The organism is Ruegeria sp. BC7 (assembly GCF_056539165.1).
In genome coordinates this window covers 633291-651177 of sequence record NZ_JBQFUL010000001.1, presented here as the reverse complement: position 1 = coordinate 651177, position 17887 = coordinate 633291, and the positions used below count along the sequence as shown (strand labels likewise).

Sequence of the window (17887 nt, the reverse complement as noted above, 5' to 3'; positions counted from 1 at the left end):
ATTTTTTTCAAAACGGGCTCGCCGGCAAGCAAGAACGCTGGAAGAAGTCTGATTTGAAAGGTGGGTGATCGATCAGGAGCGCGTTAAATCCTAAGAACAGCGGCACCTTGCAGCCGCCCTTGCCGCAAGTCTTCCAAAGCCTCGTTTGCTTTTTCCAAAGGATACGTCACGACGCTGGTTTCTATCCGCATCCTTGCCACCAGATCAAAAAACTCCTGCCCGTCCGCGCGAGTGAGGTTTGCCACGGACAGAATTGATCGCTCCTCCCAGAGGTCGGCGTAGGGAAAGCTGGGAATGTCGCTCATGTGAATCCCTCCGCAGACGACGCGCCCTCCTTTGCGGGTTGCCTTCAACGCGATCGGGACCAAGCCCCCTACCGGGGCAAAAATAATTGCCGCGTCCAGACTGGCGGGAGGTGTTTCAGACGCGCCTCCGGCCCATATTGCGCCCAAATCCAAGGCAAATTTCCGGGCTGCAAGATCATCATCTCTGGTAAAGGCATACACCTCGATCCCCAGAAAATTAGCAACCTGACACAAAATATGTGCCGCAGCGCCAAACCCATAAAGACCCAGACGTTTTGGGTTACCGGCCATTTTGAAACTGCGGAAACCGATAAGCCCAGCGCAGAGAAGCGGTGCCAGTTCTTCGGGCGTCGCATCTTCTGCAAGAGGAAAGACGAAGCCAGCATCAGCAACGCAAAATTCCGCGTATCCTCCGTTTATTGTGTAGCCGGTAAACCCCGGAAAATCACAAAGGTTTTCGCGCTGCGATCGGCAATACTCACACGTACCACAAGTATGACCCAGCCACGGTATACCGACGCGCTGACCAATTCTGAACGCATCGACCCCAGCGCCCAGCTTGCTGACACGCGCGACAATTTCATGTCCCGGAATCAAGGGAAGGACAGGATTCTTCAAATCCTGATCCACGATATGCAGTTCTGTGCGGCAGACTCCACACGCCTCAATGCGCACTTGCACCTGACCCGCGCCGGGTTCGGGAATTGGCAGATCACGCAGTTGCAGCCGGGGACTGGCTCCGTCAAATAGCATAGCACGCACAGTGAGCTTCCTTTCCATGCAACATGGCCGCCAAGGCCAAAAGCCAAGGTGAGACCGGCAACTGGTAGTCTTTTGCGATAGGTTCTAGGCGCACCCCAAGCTCAACGGATTACATGAACCGCGCATTTTGCGTGATGAACAACGCGGTTTGCGGTCGAACCAAGAAAGATGTTTTCAAAGCCGGGCTTGTGCGAAGCAATCACGATACAATCGATGTCATGTTCATTTGCAAAGTCAACGATCGCCCGCCCCGGGTTCCCAGAGATGAGCCGCGTTGTGGCGCGCGGCAACCCGGAAGCGTGCAAATGCAGTTCCTCTTGCGCTTCACGACGTGTGTTTGCAAAGACATCTTCGGGAATTTGCGAGGCTACATACGCAGGTATCGGCTCTTGCACATGTATCACGGTGAAGGTGGCATCGGAATCAGCCAGCAAACGCGCGGCCTCGAAAGACGCCTGAGTGTCGTGGGATTTGTCCAGAGCGACAGGAATCAGGATGTTCCTATACATGTTTCCCCTCCTTGTGTGTTCCTGTTGAATTCAGGCCAGCAATCGTGACCGCTGACACCTAAACCGGTTCAGATTTCGATGACTTTCCAACAGCTTTTGCGGCGCTCGTAACGTCTGCTACGGTTTTCTCGACGGCTTTGACTTCGGTCTCAGTGGCATAGGATGCACAACGGGCAACCGTCTCAAACCATTCCTGTGCGTCCGCCACCATCCGCTCTGCTGATCGACGCTGCCATTCGGTCATGGTTTGCATAGCTTTTGATGGGTCGGCCGGGTTCGCAGACGACGCCGAACGCGCGGCCTTCAATGCAGAACGCACCGCTTCGTGGCGACGCTCGAACCAGTGTTGAGCAAAAGTTTCCGCCTCTGCCAGCATCTTTTCCTGAGCGTCCCAGAACTGTTCTATCTGCGCTCCGAAGACCGGGTTTGAAGATGCCGAGAACTGCATCTGTTTGAAGACATCGACAAGTGGACCGGGATAGCTGGATTTTGAACTCTTTTCTGGCATCGGACATTCCTCCTTTTCCCTAATCACGCAATTTTGCCAGATACTGGAAAATCCGCCTTAATTTAGATCAATGCGGCCGGAACCGCATGAACGTTGCAGGATTGTGTGTAACGCCTGAGGTGATTTTCTTGCCAGTTTGCCAGCAGTGCAACTTGGCCGGCTCCCAAATTGGCCCTTACTTTGGCCAGCACGGTCGTGTTCGCGATCTTGGGGCCGCAACCCCAACAGACCTCTGAGATCGAGCGCCTATTCAACCTGAATCGTTTGGAGAAATGCGATCAAGCTGGCCAAGGGCACGCCCGTCATCATCGGTTGACCACTCGGCAAAGACAACGCGATCTGCTTGTCTGAATCCAGCGCAGGTCCGAATATCGGCATTTCACCGCCATGGGCCAGCACAGGCGATCGCCCGTCCACTTGCTGGGCCACAAGTTCGGTTGGAAACACACCGTCGTTTCGCGCCGCCAGCTTGGTCAGATCCGGCGTGCGTATTGCCAGCATCTCGGCCATTGGTCCGTCTCCGGTCGCCTCGAATCCGTGGCACTGCCAGCAATATGTCCTGTACAGATCATTCCCGTCCTGAACGTTCAAATCCTGCGCTATTGCTGCGCCCGACGTAAGAGCGGCCAGCGCAATTCCACGTATAACCCGCATCTTTTCCTCCTGTGTTTTCCCTCGGTTCGGGATCAGTCTACACGGCTTCTGCTTGGCACTTCTTTGACCTCTCTCATGTTCCCGCTCGAAAGAAACAGCCCAGGTCAGAGCCAAACTTTCCCTGCGCAGTCTCCGCTGCTTTGCAGGCCTACCCATCGGAATGAGTTGATTTAGATCAATGCGCGCGGCCACATCATATAGTGAAATACGAATGTTTTATAACGGTCTACGCTCGCCGACCTGTCCCCAATACGCATGATGGTGAACGGAATTCAAAACTTGTGGAGGTTCCACCTTGGGGGTTCGGCATGAAAGGTGGCGAGCCCCTCTTGCGTATAAGCGTGTTGAACAATTGGAACACCTCAATTTGCCTGACTTGGAAACAGAGGACTGTTGATGAGCGATCCGCATGGCAACGACTGACCAAACGCCGCCAAAACTGCGCCGGGCGCTGACGACTCCGCTGCTCACGCTATACGGTCTGGGCGTCACCGTCGGCGCGGGAATTTACGTGCTTGTCGGGACAGCGGCCGACATAGCGGGGCCATATGCGGCGTATTCGTTTCTTGTGGCCGCGCTCGTGGTGTCCTTGACGGCCTTGTCTTACGCGGAACTTGCGACGCGCTATCCCGTCAGCGCGGGCGAAGCCGCCTATGTAGAGGCCGGGTTTCAGCGAAACTGGATGGCCGTTCTGGTTGGCCTTTCGGTCGCTGCATCTGGGGTGATTTCAGCCTCGGCTGTCGCTATCGGCGCCGCCTCGTATCTACACGCCCTGACCGGTTTGGGAACGGCATTTCTGACGATCATTGTCGTTCTTGCCATGGGGCTTATCGCCCTCTGGGGCATCACACAGTCTGTCTTCGTTGCCGCCGTCATTACTGTAATCGAGATTTCCGGGCTGCTGTTCGTCGTTGGCTGGGGTCTTTCGATTGATGATCCGCAAGGCTATGCGCTAAGCGAAATGGTGCCGCCTTTCCAAATGAACACGTGGCGGGGCATTTTCGCCGCCTCGTTGTTGGCGTTTTTTGCCTTTGTCGGCTTTGAAGACATGGCAAACGTCGCAGAAGAGGTCAAAGATCCGGTCCGCACCATACCAAGGGCGATCCTGCTGACTCTGGTTCTGGCAACAGTGCTGTACTTGGCGACGTCGATGACGGTATTGCTGGTAGTCCCGATTGACCTTCTTTCAAGTTCGGCCGCGCCTCTTGCACTGGTTTTTACAGAAGCGCCAACACTCATCAAACAGGGGTTTTCTTCGGTTGCAATCGTTGCGACCGTCAACGGAGTGCTGATCCAGATGATCATGGCGTCGCGCGTGATCTACGGACTTGCTGACCGAGGCCATCTTCCGAACGTTCTGGCAACAGTCCCTCGCGCGACACAAACGCCGGTCGTGGCGACCTTGTTGGTCGTAGTGACAATTCTTCTGCTGACACAAACTCTGCCCATCGGCATTCTTGCAGAACGCACATCTCAGATCGTCTTGGGTGTCTTTGTCTTGGTCAACATGTCGTTGATCCTCATCAAGATGAAACCCGACACAGCAGAAGCGCATTTTCGTGTCCCGCCTATTGTACCGATCCTTGGAGTGGTCAGCAGCACGTTGCTTTTTGGCGCTGGGTTTCTGTGATGTGGCGCGACACGCTCCCGGCCCTCGGCTTTCGGCTCAAGAGGGTCGCGGACCCAGCAAAAAACGATGAAGCCCCCCTCGACCCCACCCTTAGTGCCGTCAGTGTACAGGTTTCCTATCGGCCTTGATCCGTTGTGCGGTCGCGCTCTTGAAGCGCACGAATTCGCATGCGCTGAGCCGCGTGAATATGCGCGCGCATTTCTGTTTCCGCCGCAGCCCCGTCACGCGATGTCAGGGCTGCCATAATCCGCCGATGCTCAACCACGGCGGTTTCGGCCCGGTCACTGTCCAGCAGTTGTGATGGCCCCAGGATCAGCAATGCCTTTTGTAGCGACAGCATCGACTTTGCCAAAAACCGGTTCTTGGCCGCATCCAAAAGCGTTGCGTGAAAAATTCGGTTGATCCGCGCAGCTTCCGGCCCGGTGCCTGCCTCTGCCAACCGGTCGTTCAGAACCTCCAGCTCGTCAAGCTCGACATCCGATGCCGCCCGCGCCGCGAGGCGCGCGGCGGTCCCCTCTAGCACGGCGCGCATTTCATAAAGCTCCATCACCTCGGCGTAGTCGAGGCTGCGGACCGTCGCGCCCTGTCTAGGGATATGGGTAACTAGACCATCTGCCTCAAGCTGCCGGATCGCTTCGCGCACCGGTGTCCGGCTGACACCAAACCTCTCTGACAGCTCAATCTCGCGCAGACGTTCGCCGGGCAGCAAAGAGCCTTCGCGGATGTCCTCCAGCAGTCGATGATAGGCAGAGTTCCCCTGAGGGCCGGGTTGAATTGGGTCGTCTAGGGTGGACATAGCACTCGCTCTTATGTATTGCGTCCACATGTATACATCTGGATACAGTACCAGTCAAACGTGACGGAACCCGCAAATTGTCGACCCCAAAGTCCCCACCCACGCTGTTGATGAAAAGGGCTATGACATTTGGCCTGGCCGTAATCGGCACAGTCCTGTTCTCGGCTCTGGATCTGCCACTGCCGTTTTTGTTCGGCCCCATGAGCGCCTGCCTCATCGCTGCTCTGGCTCATGCCCCGATGGAAGGTTTCGGGGAAATCTCTGTCGCGGCTAGAACCATCCTGGGCGTCGCAGTTGGCGCGTCGATCACGCCAAGCCTGTTCACCGAGCTTCCAAAGATGGCAGCCTCCATCATGCTGATCCCGGTCTTCATCCTTCTGATTGCCTTGGTCGGAGTGCCGTTCTTTCGCAAGGTATGGGGTTTTGACACAAAGACTGCGTTCTACGCAGCAATGCCCGGCGGATTGCAGGACATGATCATATTCGGGACCGAAGCCGGAGCCGACCCGCGCACCTTGTCGCTGATCCATGGAACGCGCGTTCTGATTATCGTCACCCTGGCCCCATTGTTCCTGACGGTTTTCTATAACGCAGAACTGACCAACCCAATCGGGCAACCCGCAAGTGAGTTGCCGGTTCGTGAATTGCTGCTCATGGTTCTGGCCGCATTCGTCGGCTGGAAGGGTGGCGAAAAAATAGGGCTGTTCGGCGCATCTATACTTGGGCCGATGATCCTAACGGCTGCTTTGTCATTAGGGGATTTCATCCACACGCGCCCGCCGCGCGAAGCGGTGTTGCTTGCTCAGTTCTTCATCGGGTGCGGGATCGGTGTGAAGTTCGTCGGCGTGACCTTGCGCGAGCTTCGCCGGGTTGTTGCGGCAGGCGTGGCTTACGTCGTTGTACTCGCCATTCTTGCGGCGGGGTTCACGGCCGTTGTCACCACACTTGGGCTGGGTCAACCCGTCGAAGCGTTCCTTGCCTTTGCACCCGGAGGCCAAGCCGAAATGACGGTTCTGGCAATCGTGTCCGGCGCTGATCTGGGCTTTGTCATCACCCACCATCTGACGCGGATCGTTCTGGTCATCATCGGCGCACCGATTGCAGCCAATATTGTTCTGCGCTGGTCCAGACCCAAGAATTGATTGCGTCCACCAATGCGCGGCTGATCGGAAATGCCCACGGCTTGCAGGGCAAACCCGTGCCCGGCCACTCGGCCGGACTAGAAAACAATCGGTCTTTCAGACAGCCAGTGCAAAGCAGCACACCCACCAACGACTACGAATTTCAGCCCTTCGCTGTGCCCGCCCATTGATCCGCTTCGGGTTTGCCGTAGCGCAAAACCCAGAGAATATACGCCGACAGAATGGCGGCGAAAAAACACCAGATTGATGTGAAGGCATAGGATGCAAAGAGGAATCCTGCGGCGACGGAAGCAACGATCAGATAGCCAAACCCCCGCAACCCTTTGTCGCCTGATCCAACAAGCGGAATACAGATCACAAGCGCATAAAGCAGGCGCGCTATGATCTTGGTCGTCTCGGTGGGGAACATATGAACGTTGTTGTACTGAATTGAGTGCTTGGAAAGTTCGATATCCAGTGTGTCTGGCGCCCAAAGCACGGGCAAGTACAGAAACATTCCTAGACCGAAGCCTAGCCCGCAAATGACTTGAAAAAAACGTCTGCGCCGCAAGCTCGACTCGATAAGCGCAGCCGAAAGAGGCACCCAAAACGGCCAAAACCAATACGCGAAAAATAGAAATATCAACGCGGCGGCGACAGATGGGCTTGTATCAGGAGTGTTGATAGACACCCACAAGAAGCCCTCGGATATTTGTTGCAGGCCGAAAAAAAGCGGAAGGCAGGCCAGGGGAAGATAACGCACCCCTTTCCGCACAGCCAGCCGAATGGTCAGGCCGCTACAGGCAACAAGGGCCGCGCCCGCGACGAAGCTGGCTTCGGATGAAAAGCACATTGCGAATACCCCTCCTCCTTTTGCAGTAATCACTCTACCCGGACCACAAGCCGCTCGTCCTGTTCGGAAACTTCACAAGATAGCGCAAGGCAAAGGCACTTGGCCCAGTTTAGATTCCAATCAAATTGATGGCGACAGAAATGACGCGCCCGTGTTGCGGTATCGGTTTCATAGATGTCGATCACCAAAGATACGGCCCCAGTCCTGTCAGGCGATGGAAAACCCGTGCGCTGTGCGGCTGAGGTCAGCACATCGGCCTCCGGTACCAATTACTTCGTGACACTTGCCAAAATCAGGCTGAGGCGACCTAATGCCCAATAGTTAGTTCATTGTCGGCAAATCCTGTAAGTTTACGGACGGAACCCTTTCATGAAACAGTCAACGCAGAGCGACAAACCCGCTTCCTACCTGATGGGCCTCACATTCTGGTATCATCTGGTTGCGCTTCTTTTCTTGTCTGTCGCGTCGTTAGTGCTTGCGGCTTCGGTATTGGTTCCGCTTTCCTTTGCCGCACTCTTGTTTGTGCTGCTGACGGCAACGTCCGATCGAATTCACAAAATACGGATATTTGGCAAAGCCGTGCCGAAATGGTTGGCGCATCTTTCCGCAATTTCCGTCATCCTAATCGGGCTGTCGGTCATTCTGTCGATTCTTTCAAGCCAGGCTGGGCAAGTCTCCGAAGCCTTCCCTCGCTATGAACAACGCTTGTCCAGTCTGCTGGCTCAAGTTGTTTCGCTGGTTGGGCAAGACAACTATGAGACCGCGATGAAAGCGTTGGAGCAGATAAATCTAGCGGGCTTCGCGAGCGGTGTTATCGGCTCCGCCGGAGCGTTCCTAAGCGCCTTTTTCCTCGTGCTTCTCTACGTCCCCTTCATGCTGGTCGAGCGCGTCCCCATGCGGACCAAGATCAAGCTGGCGATCCAAGACGCCGAAGGGGCGGAAAAAGTACGGAGGGTTCTGGAAAAGACCTCCAGCAGTATTCAGCGTTACGTGGGAATTAAAACGCTGGTTAGCGCAATGACTGGATTGGGTAGTTTCGCCGTCATGGCATCCGTTGGGCTGGATTTCTCGGAAACCTGGGCGGTTCTCGCGTTTCTGCTGAATTTCATCCCAACAGTTGGGTCCATTATCGGCGTAGCACTTCCGTCCTTGGTCGCACTGGTCCAGTTTGAGGAGATACTCCCTTTCCTGGTTGTTTTGATCGGGTGCGGTGCCGTTCAGTTCTCGATCGGGAACATTCTGGAACCCACCCTTCTGGGCAAGAGCCTGAATTTGTCTCCGCTTATGGTGATTTTGGCACTGACGTTTTGGACGGCGGTTTGGGGCATCGCCGGAGCATTGATGAGCGTACCGATCACCGTATGCATAATGATTGTTCTGTCGAACATCCCCTCGACACAGCCAATCGCGATACTGATGTCGGGTGACGGGAAAATTAACGATTGAACCGCAGCCGCTGACATGGCCGAAACCCTTTCAGCATCACGCGCCAAGGCTACTGGGGTAAACTGCAGAGATCACGAGCTCTCGGATTCTTCTGGGAAAACAAATCCCAGCGCTTGCGGCTTGATCGAAACTTCAAATCGTTGATCGACCATAGGTTCGCCGTCCAGATTCATATGGAATGGCTGTGTGGTTTCCAGCACCATGGCCCTCAGACGGGACCGCTGAACAATGCCTTCGATTGGGTCCGATATGTCGGGCAACCGGCCAAACGGTACTTTTTCCGGCATCAGTCGTTCGGCAGACAGAACACTCAGATCAAGCAAACCATCAGACACTTCGGCCGCTGGCGCTACGTCGAACCCGCCCCCTGCATACCGGCTGTTGGCAATAGCGATCGCGGAAATTGAAACTTCGTAGGGGTCTCCGCCATCAATTGTGATGTGCGCCGGTACCGATTTCGCATCGGACAACCGGGCAAGCCCGAACAGAGTATAGGCCAGCCCGCCCAGCCTTTTCTTCATCTCCTTGGGCGTCGTCGCGGTAATCATTGCGCCAAATCCACCACTGGCAACGTTTACGAAAGGCTTGCCGTTGATAAATCCAATGTCTATCGGCTTGGGGTTTCCCGTCGCAGCAACGCGGACAGACGTGGCCAAATCCGTTCCGTCATCACCGAAAGATCGCGCAAAGTCATTCGCGGTTCCCAGCGGAACCAGCCCCAATGAAACACCTGCGCTTTTTTTAAGTCGCAAAACAGCATCCGCGACAGCGTTCAATGTGCCGTCACCTCCTCCGGCAATTATGCGGGTCACTCCATCGCCGACGGCTTCGCGAACAGATCGCCGCAGGTCCTTACCCGACCAAGGTATGACGACCTTGATACCCAGTTCCTTTTCAAGCGGACGCACCGCTGACCGCAAGTCTGGCCTTGCAGCGGACTTCCTGTTGAGCACAAGCAACGTACGTTTCGCCATTTCATCAGCATAATGAACCAACGCTTGTGGGCAACTGCTTTGGCACACCAGCGCTGAGGCAGCGCGATCTCTCGGGCCCATCCGATGCCACCAGAACCGGATGGCTTCGTGGCTGACGTCAACGCCTCGCTCATGGAATGTAGACGTCAAAGGTTGGGACAAGCGGGTCGTTTTGATCAGCGAAAACACACCCGATTGATACGACAAAGTCTCGTTTAAGTGGTGAACATCAAGTGGCGCGCAACACAGGCGACAAAGGAACGTGTTTCCCGGCAATCACTATGTAGCGACATTCTGTTGTCACGTCTTAGAATTTTATTTCACAGCCCCGCTGAAAATTGAAATATCATGACAGTGTGGGCGCGATAGTTTAGGTATTGCCTTTATACAAAATATCCAAGTCTCGGTGGGTTCCTTGGAACAAATTACCTTTACGTTTGAGATGGCAGTGGTTTGCGTTTTGCTGGCCTTCACCGTCTTCTTGTTCGTATCAGAAATTGTCAGAATTGACCTCTCCGCCATACTGGTTCTAGTCCTCGTCGGGCTACTCAGCTACGCACCGGGGCTTGAGAACCTGGCGGATGTTACGCATCTGTTTGATGGGTTTGCGTCGAACGCCGTGATTTCTATCATCGCGGTCATGATCGTCGGTGCCGGCTTGGACAAAACTGGTATCATGAACAAGGTTGCTGCGGTCATTCTAAAATATGGTGGCTCAGCCGAAAGTCGGGTGCTGCCGATTGTTTCTGGAACGGTTGGGGTAATATCGTCATTCATGCAGAATGTCGGGGCTGCCGCGTTGTTTCTGCCGGTCGTCAGCCGCATTTCCTCGAGGTCCGGAATTCCGCTGTCGCGCCTGCTGATGCCCATGGGGTTTTGTGCCATTCTTGGCGGCACGATGACTATGGTCGGTTCGTCTCCGCTGATTTTGCTGAACGACCTGGTTCAGACTGCGAACGAGGGGCTGCCTGAAGATCAGAAAATCCAACCCTTTGGCCTATTTTCCGTAGCGCCAATCGGTGCGGCCTTGATCCTGACCGGGATCGGGTACTTTCTACTGTTTGGACGCTGGGTCCTGCCCGGCGATACAGGGTCTGACAACACCGGCACAGGGCAAGGTACGCAGGAATACCTGCAACGGGTTTACGGGTTGCAGGCGGATGTTTTTGAAGTGATCGTGCCAGAAAAAAGCCCGTTGGTCGGGCAAATATTGGCTGACATCAACCATGAAAATCATCTCTACATAATATCCACATTTTATCGCGGTAAGACTTCTATGGTTCAGGTTCTGACCGCCGAGATCGCCGCTCCGTGCAGGCTTGCGATCATAGGTAACCGCACGGTCGTCGGACAGTTTGCAGAGAAATTCGGTCTGACTGTTCTTCCTGAACTGGATATCTTCGTAGAAGAGTTTGCACCTACCAATGCCGGAATAGCCGAAGTCGTTGTGACGCCTGACAGCAAGCTGATCGGGAAATGCCCCCGCGAGCTTTTGTTCCGAAAGACATATGGCATGTCATTGCTTGCCATTCATCGAGGAGAAGAAACGCTCAGCCACGTCGAGACCGATACGCACGAGTCCACTCAGATCGGGCTCGAAGAATTTCACGCTGGCGACATGCTTGTTGCGCACACAAGGTGGGACAACCTAATGCGGATCAAAAGGGATCCAGATTTTGTGGTCGTGACAACAGATTTTCCGCAAGATGAGCTGCGGCCTCAGAAGGTCGGTTGGGCTTTGGCCTTTTTCGCAATTTCGCTGTCGCTAATACTGTTCACCGACGTTCGCTTATCCCTTTGCCTTCTGACAGGTGCCGCTGGAATGATGCTCACGCGTGTACTCAGTGTCGATGAGGCGTACAGGGCGGTCGGATGGAACACGGTTTTTCTGCTGGCATGCCTCATACCGCTGGGACAAGCGGTGCAAAATACTGGCACTGCGGCTTGGATTGCTCAGCAAATCATGATCATTTTGAATGGCTGGCCAATTTGGGCGCTTCAAGCCGGCGTCGCAATACTGGCCACCGCGTTTTCTCTGGTTATGTCAAATGTCGGGGCCACAGTCCTGCTTGTGCCCCTTGCCGTTTCAATTGCCGTGGCCGCCGGCGGAAACCCGGCCGCCTTTGCGCTAACAGTTGCAATCTCGACCTCGAACAGCTTCATCATTCCGACCCATCAGGTAAACGCACTGATTATGGGGCCGGCGGGTTACAAAGTATTGGACTTCGTGCGCTCTGGCGGCATCATGACCGTTCTGTTTTTGTTGGTTTCCTTGCTAATGCTTAATGTGATTTTCTGAACAGCCAGTGCGAAACAGACATCAATCTCTCGGCACTAAATCGAAAACTGACCACGCTGAATTTTTGGCTCCGAGCAGTCTTTCGGTAATGTTTGCTAAGAAAAACCTCGCTCACTCATGGCCGGTTTTTGAAAGTACTAACAGCAACCCGATCCCGATTTGCCGAACGGCTGATGACTCAACGCGATGGGATATCAAAGCAAACGGATGCCTCACAAAGGGGGTCCCAGGCCACAACCGGCGGGGCCTTCAGTACGTGCCGAGTTGTGAACACGGCATCCTCGTCAGTAACGCGGACGGGTCCGACGATCTCACGGTATCGTTGCCAAGCAGCAGCAAGGTCATAGCCCCACATGGGTACGTCACCAAAGTGCCCAAACTGAGCGCTGTACTGCATTAGTTCAGAGTTGATACCCATTGCCTGAAATGCATCTTCCGAGAACAGAGCATAGCTACGGATACCGGCGTCACCTTCTAGACCCCGCAACTTCATTGGGTCTTTCAGTTCACCAACAATCGCCTCAAGCAAAGAGCGGATGATTGGGTTGGCGTGTTCCAACTCTGACCGGGTTAGGTATCCTGTATAACCAGTAATATCGGCGATTAGCAGGTAACCTGTCTGTAAAGACATCCGAACATTCCCTTTTGCGTTCCGTCCTTTCACTGTAGCTACCGCCACAACACCGAACAAGCGAGTCTGCCTCTGTCCGTCAAATCGGATAGACACGTCTGAGGCCGCAAATCCTGCGTTTATTATCGGACGCAGCTTAGTAAGTGACACCGGCGCGTATCTGCCGCGCCCCACTGACCCGCAAAGAGTGACCGCTTTGGGCTAAAACCAGCCATTGTTGCCAATCGCCAATGTCAGACTTTCTGTTGATGTGCCCCGGCCATTGCCTCATAGAGGCAAGGTGCAGGGTGCTTGTCGGACCTTGCGCCCAGGGGGCAGGCAACAAATGCCAAACGGAGAAACCTCGTGAACCTCTCCCGGCAGTCAGCACAATCAACGGGAACCTATGTCACTCCAGCCTCCAAAGGAAACGGTCGCGCTTGCGGCCACTGACCCGGCCCCCCTGCAGGTCATAAAACGCGTCGCCTTGTTCCTGCTGGGTCCTGTCTACTTCCTGTACATCGCCTTTGTGCCCCTGCTTTGCAGTAAACGGCGAGGTTTTCGCGGCTGGTACTGGCCGCTAGTCAAACGTGCCTGTTCGCGGCTTCTGTGGCTACTCAGCATCCGAACAGAAATAACACAAGCCGACAGGGCCGCGCTGGCCGCCGACACCAACAGCATCATCGTGATCAACCACCGCAGCCATCTGGATGGTTTCGCTCTGATGGACATGGTGCCCGACGCCAAGTGGATCACCTTCGCCGCCAAAAAGGAACTTTGCGACGCGGTTCTCCTGCGCCACGGGTTCAAAGGCGCAGGGCTGGTGGAGATTGACCGGAGAAGCGGTTCAGTGGCGCTCGAAACACTCACTGCTGCCGTCCGCGCCATGCCCGCACGCCGCTCTGTTGTGCTTTTCCCAGAGGGTACGCGCACAAGCTCCGAAAGCCTCGGCACGTTCAAGGCAGGAGCTGTAATAGTCGCGCGCGCCACCGGTCGTACAATACGGCCCATTGTAATTCACGCATCCGACGCTCTTATGCCGCGCGACAAACACTTACCCAAAAGCGGAACGATCCGGGTCGAGGTATTGCCGTCATTCAAATGCGATCATTCCGCTTCGGTGGACGAAGACGTGGATCGCCTGCGAAGCGCCATGATGGCCGTCTTCGACGCCGGGTTGTATAAGTAGGTATGTGGTCCTTCGTTGGTCCCGCGTTTCCAACAGCAAGACGAAGGTCCGCTCTGGGGTCAAAGCAGTCTAGCGGTGCGTTAGGCATCAATGACCGCTGTGCGGACAAAGCCGCCGTTCAGGTCTTCGCAACTAGAGACCGCTTCTCGGTCTATTGCGGTCACTGCTATCACTGAGGGTGATCGGAAATCAAAGTTGTCTATCCATCTTTGTCGGCGAAGCGCTCGACCGCTCGCAGGATGCGCTTGTTCAGTTTGGCGGTTTCGCTCTCGGCCGAGAACATCTCGACTGCGGGAGCGAAGCGCTTGATGCTAAATACTACGAGCCTTACGGCGTACTGAAGCGAGGCAAGGTCAACCTCGGCCTCTTCGAAGGCATCCCCTCGCCAAGCCACATTGCCAAGCGCCACGCATCCGGCGATGCGCGTTGCCGTCTCGAGTGCTCGCGCCCAGAACCAACGAGACAGAGGCCACAGAATGGCCTCTGCCTACCTCATACCGGGAAACAGACATTGGTCCGTAGTGCAGCCTTTGAGAATTTGGGGCTCAAACCGGTCGTTCGCTGCAACTTGCTTGAAGGTCTACTTTGCGGACAAACCTGTCATTCGCTGCGCTGGGCATGAATGTCCACTTTTCGGGCAGCGCAGAAATTGAGCGGAATTGAGTACTGTTCGCTAGAGAGCGACCTATGAAGAAACGCGGGTCGGATATTCCTGGATACAGTTTCTGTCGAACGCTCAAATAGACGAACACCAAGTTAAGTTCCGAGTATGGGTTCCAATCTACCCAACTGCGCCGCTCTGAATTTTTGAGAGTTAGTCTAAAGCTGTCTGATCAAGCAGATTTTGGGCGTTGTTCACATCGGCTGTTAGCTCTCCTCCTATGATAGTTTCTAAGACAGCACTTAAGCCAAAGTTGGGAGCGGGGGTCTGTCTAAATTTTTGGCAGCTCTTAATGTAGTCTACAACAATCCGAAGTTCGTACATCTTTGCTTGCTGTCGTTTTGCCGTGTTCAAAGCCTCACAAAACTCTACTTCGGCGAACCGACTTTCAGAAATTTCAAGAGCATAAACCCGGTCGGTCTCAGCTTGCGCCCACCCTTCGTTTGTGAGGCTTTGATATCTTCGTGCCTCGGCCAAGCACTGTAAGGCGGCTTCCCGGTCACCCGTTTTCAACGTGAGTTCCGCAATCAGCGTCAAAAAGAAAGGCTTATAATTCCCAGCTCCGCTGGCCCACCACGCTTCCGATGCCTCTCGTAATGCGTGGATGTTTTCCGGCTCAGGGGAAAGGTAGGCATCCACCCAGCTTCGCCAGAGCTTTGCTGTCAGCGACATGAAGGTGAACGAGTGTTTTGAGGACAGCTCCTCCAACTGATTTGCGACTTCAACAACTTGTCCAGGTTCACGGCGCAGAAGATAGAGCATACACAGATAGGTTAGCGACTGCGCTATGCTATGTGCATGCTCCAACTTTTGCGCCGCAGCAACCGCTCGTTTCTGGACTTCAAGTGCTTTGTCTGGCTCACCGCGCATCCATACAGCCATACTCAAAAAGCAGGACGTGATCGCTGCGTGGTCCGAACCGTATATGTAGGCAAGGTGCCCGTCGCGCTTCGGACTGTAAAGCTCTAGCGCTTTACTCAAATGCTCGTATGCAGGGTTTAGTTCTCCAATATGAAACAGCACTGCACCCATGGCTCGATGCCCTACCATCTGATGGTGTGTTTCGCCCGTTGTATCTGCCAAATTCAGCAACTGCGCTGCAACGCTTCTTGCCAAATCATACTCAGCCCGCACCAAGTGAAAGGAGTACAAGCCATTCAAAACAGGGAACAGATGTTCTGTTTCGTCCACCCGTTCACACAAGTCGCGTATTCTTGCGTAAACGGTCCCTGTTTCATCGGCGGCTATTCCTGCAGTCGATCGTAGAACACCTGCCCTGAGAACCTGAACCTCAATTTCTTTCCGATCCCGCTCAACACCATGAGACAGTTGGCTCAACTGCTCGATCGCCAAGGACAGTTGTGTGTTCGCCTCGATATTGGCAGAACGTTGGACCGCGCGTTGGCCGGCGAGATAGCGATAGTCGATTGCCTCCTTGCTCATACCCGCCATCGTGTAGTGGTGCGCAAGTATTTCCGGACTGGCATCGCCAATATGGGTTGATTTACCACTTAAGGCTTGCGCAACACGAGCGTGCAAGACCCTGCGCTCGCTCTTCAAGAGGCTGTTGTAAGCTGTGTCGCGAATTAGGGCGTGGCGATAGCTGAAAGTTTCCAGATTTTCTTCTTCAGAAACTGTGACGATGCCTGCGTCGACCAAAAGTTCCAATCCCGCGCGTAACGGCTTGTCGCTGATACGAGCCACTTTGGCGATCAACGGAAAAGAAAACTGAGGTCCGATAACCGCCCCAATCTGGGCGACCTCCTTGACGGAACTCAGTCGGTCAAGCCGCGCCATAAGTGCATCATGCAACGTGCTTGGAACCGAGCTGGCCGGAGACGCCCCACCCTTCGAGTATGCGTCCCTTCCTTTTTTTAAAACCCCTAATTCCAGTAGATCTTTTGTCACTTCTTCGACGTATAGCGGGACGCCATCGGATCTTGCAGCGACGACGTTGTACATTTCGTCAGAAATCGAATGACCTTTTGCAACTTCGTCCACAATGTTTTTGATCTGGTGAAAATCCAATTGCTTCAAGACCACTTTACAAAGGTTGGATTGCAATGCCCAACCTGGGTCGAATTCAGGTCTGAACGTCATCACGACCAACACTGGAAGGTCACGAATCCGGTCCACAATTCGGTCAAGCAACAATTTGGTTGTCGGATCAATCCAATGCGCGTCTTCAAACAAAAGCAACACTGGCTTTTCCTCAGCCTGAGAAGTCAGATTGCTTAGCAGCATTTCTAATGTCTGATTCATGAGTTGCTGTGGCGTCAGATTCAGTTCACCCAACTGGTCTTCAAATGGAACCGAAAGAAGAGACGCGGCCAGCTTTAGAGTATGGTCTGACTGATCCCTAAGAACAGAGGATATCTTTCTGAGTTTTACTTCGTTTTTGTCGTCTGAACGAAGGCCCGCAGCATTCTCAATTTGACGAATGGCCGGATAAAACGCACTCGCGTAATGGTACGGAGAACACTGATATCGTGTTTGAGTGCGCGACATCCTCGGAATGCTCTGCGTTAATTCTTCGACCAATCTGGACTTGCCAATTCCTGGTTCGCCGGACACCAGTACAACTTGCCCTTGACCGCCACTTGCCAACTTCCACTTTTCATTGAGGGTTTCAAATTCTGCAGCGCGTCCGATCAAAGGGTTCAGCACCTCGTCATGCACTGCCATGAAGCGGCTGACCGTAACCCGTGCTCGTGTCACCTGCCACGCCTCGACCTCTCTGGCAAAACCCTTGAGCTTGAATGCGCCGCGCAGAACGTATTCAAAAGCATCACCCGCCAAATGATGAGTATTGGGTGCGACGATCAATGTCCCGGGCTCAGCCATTGCTTGCAGACGTGCGGCCAGGTTCGGAGTCTCACCCATCGCCGTTCCGTCCTCGAACATTTTTTCACCACGTAAGTCACCGACAACAACCAACCCAGTTGCGATCCCAATTCGGACATTCAGTTTCGCATGAGTGCGGATGGCTGGAATTTCCTCGATAATGCGAAGACCTGCGCGGATGGCTCGCTCTGGATCATCTTCGTGCGCATGAGGAAACCCGAAAAAGACCATTATCCCATCGCCATAGTAACTTGCGATGTGGCCATCAAAAGCGGCAACCGACGCGGCGCAGGTTTCTTTGAACAGTCGGAGTACTTCCGCCAAATCTTCCGGATCGACACGCTGGGATATTTCCGTTGATCCAACCAAATCGATGAACATTACGGTAAGCTGCCGACGCTCAGCGACGATCGCGGGACCTAACGCAGTGTTGTGCGGGTAAGTCTCTCCCTTTGCTTCGGCTCGAACAGCTTTCATGAAACGGCGCCTCGGACCTAGGGGAAGCCCGATTGTAGTGAGATCTTTGTCCGTTAATTCGGTCAGATCACCTAGTTCGATTTCGTGCTCTGCAAATGACCCGGCATACTTGGACAAGCCATGTTTCTCTAGCCAGCGCGAGATATCAGACATTTGATCCTTTCGCGTGCAGCGGCTGCAGAACTATCGCCTGCGATGCACCAGCATGCATCCCTTTCTCCAGTTGGTCGTTGCAGTTTACCGAGTCGC

Annotated in this window: 14 protein-coding genes; 5 read left to right on the top strand and 9 right to left on the bottom strand. The window is 54.3% G+C overall.

Annotation, left to right across the window (positions count from 1 at the left end):
- Positions 1-83: 83 nt before the first annotated feature.
- The 4 genes from ACR0KS_RS03025 to ACR0KS_RS03010 form a co-directional block, all read right to left on the bottom strand.
- Positions 84-1058, bottom strand: a complete 975-nt coding sequence (locus ACR0KS_RS03025; RefSeq protein ID WP_480693137.1) for a zinc-dependent alcohol dehydrogenase family protein — start codon at positions 1056-1058, stop codon at positions 84-86.
- Between the two features lie 110 nt (positions 1059-1168).
- Positions 1169-1576: a universal stress protein gene (locus ACR0KS_RS03020; RefSeq protein WP_170383415.1), complete on the bottom strand. Its 408-nt coding sequence runs from the start codon at positions 1574-1576 to the stop codon at positions 1169-1171.
- Positions 1577-1634: 58 nt separating this feature from the next.
- Positions 1635-2084, bottom strand: coding sequence for a phasin family protein (locus ACR0KS_RS03015; protein WP_170562500.1), 450 nt, complete (start codon positions 2082-2084; stop codon positions 1635-1637).
- A 246-nt stretch (positions 2085-2330) separates the two neighbouring features.
- Positions 2331-2738, bottom strand: a complete 408-nt coding sequence (locus tag ACR0KS_RS03010) for a c-type cytochrome (RefSeq protein WP_170562498.1) — start codon at positions 2736-2738, stop codon at positions 2331-2333.
- 409 nt (positions 2739-3147) lie between these two features.
- Here ACR0KS_RS03010 and ACR0KS_RS03005 point away from each other — a divergent pair, with 409 nt between their 5' ends.
- Positions 3148-4368, top strand: a complete 1221-nt coding sequence (locus tag ACR0KS_RS03005) for an amino acid permease (protein WP_170562495.1) — start codon at positions 3148-3150, stop codon at positions 4366-4368.
- Between the two features lie 115 nt (positions 4369-4483).
- Here the strand turns inward: ACR0KS_RS03005 and ACR0KS_RS03000 are convergent, their stop codons facing one another.
- Positions 4484-5164, bottom strand: a complete 681-nt coding sequence (locus ACR0KS_RS03000; protein ID WP_170562492.1) for a GntR family transcriptional regulator — start codon at positions 5162-5164, stop codon at positions 4484-4486.
- Between the two features lie 122 nt (positions 5165-5286).
- On the opposite strand from ACR0KS_RS03000, the gene ACR0KS_RS02995 reads away from it, so the two are divergent.
- Complete coding sequence (locus ACR0KS_RS02995) at positions 5287-6306, top strand: AbrB family transcriptional regulator (protein ID WP_480693109.1); 1020 nt, start codon at positions 5287-5289, stop codon at positions 6304-6306.
- Between the two features lie 142 nt (positions 6307-6448).
- Here the strand turns inward: ACR0KS_RS02995 and ACR0KS_RS02990 are convergent, their stop codons facing one another.
- Positions 6449-7138, bottom strand: coding sequence for a DUF6629 family protein (locus ACR0KS_RS02990; RefSeq protein ID WP_480693108.1), 690 nt, complete (start codon positions 7136-7138; stop codon positions 6449-6451).
- A 369-nt stretch (positions 7139-7507) separates the two neighbouring features.
- Here ACR0KS_RS02990 and ACR0KS_RS02985 point away from each other — a divergent pair, with 369 nt between their 5' ends.
- Complete coding sequence (locus ACR0KS_RS02985) at positions 7508-8584, top strand: AI-2E family transporter (RefSeq protein ID WP_170562486.1); 1077 nt, start codon at positions 7508-7510, stop codon at positions 8582-8584.
- Between the two features lie 71 nt (positions 8585-8655).
- On the opposite strand, the gene ACR0KS_RS02980 is transcribed toward ACR0KS_RS02985, so the two are convergent.
- Positions 8656-9558, bottom strand: a complete 903-nt coding sequence (locus tag ACR0KS_RS02980; protein WP_170562482.1) for a YegS/Rv2252/BmrU family lipid kinase — start codon at positions 9556-9558, stop codon at positions 8656-8658.
- A gap of 442 nt (positions 9559-10000) precedes the next feature.
- Between ACR0KS_RS02980 and ACR0KS_RS02975 the strand changes: the two genes are divergently transcribed.
- Positions 10001-11857: an SLC13 family permease gene (locus ACR0KS_RS02975; RefSeq protein WP_170563371.1), complete on the top strand. Its 1857-nt coding sequence runs from the start codon at positions 10001-10003 to the stop codon at positions 11855-11857.
- 178 nt (positions 11858-12035) lie between these two features.
- Here the strand turns inward: ACR0KS_RS02975 and ACR0KS_RS02970 are convergent, their stop codons facing one another.
- Positions 12036-12488: a hypothetical protein gene (locus tag ACR0KS_RS02970; protein WP_170562479.1), complete on the bottom strand. Its 453-nt coding sequence runs from the start codon at positions 12486-12488 to the stop codon at positions 12036-12038.
- Between the two features lie 385 nt (positions 12489-12873).
- Here ACR0KS_RS02970 and ACR0KS_RS02965 point away from each other — a divergent pair, with 385 nt between their 5' ends.
- Positions 12874-13656: a lysophospholipid acyltransferase family protein gene (locus ACR0KS_RS02965; RefSeq protein ID WP_170562477.1), complete on the top strand. Its 783-nt coding sequence runs from the start codon at positions 12874-12876 to the stop codon at positions 13654-13656.
- An 814-nt stretch (positions 13657-14470) separates the two neighbouring features.
- Here the strand turns inward: ACR0KS_RS02965 and ACR0KS_RS02960 are convergent.
- Positions 14471-17791 (bottom strand): AAA family ATPase, encoded by a 3321-nt coding sequence (locus tag ACR0KS_RS02960; RefSeq protein ID WP_170562474.1) that lies wholly within the window; start codon positions 17789-17791, stop codon positions 14471-14473.
- Between the last annotated feature and the right edge of the window lie 96 nt (positions 17792-17887).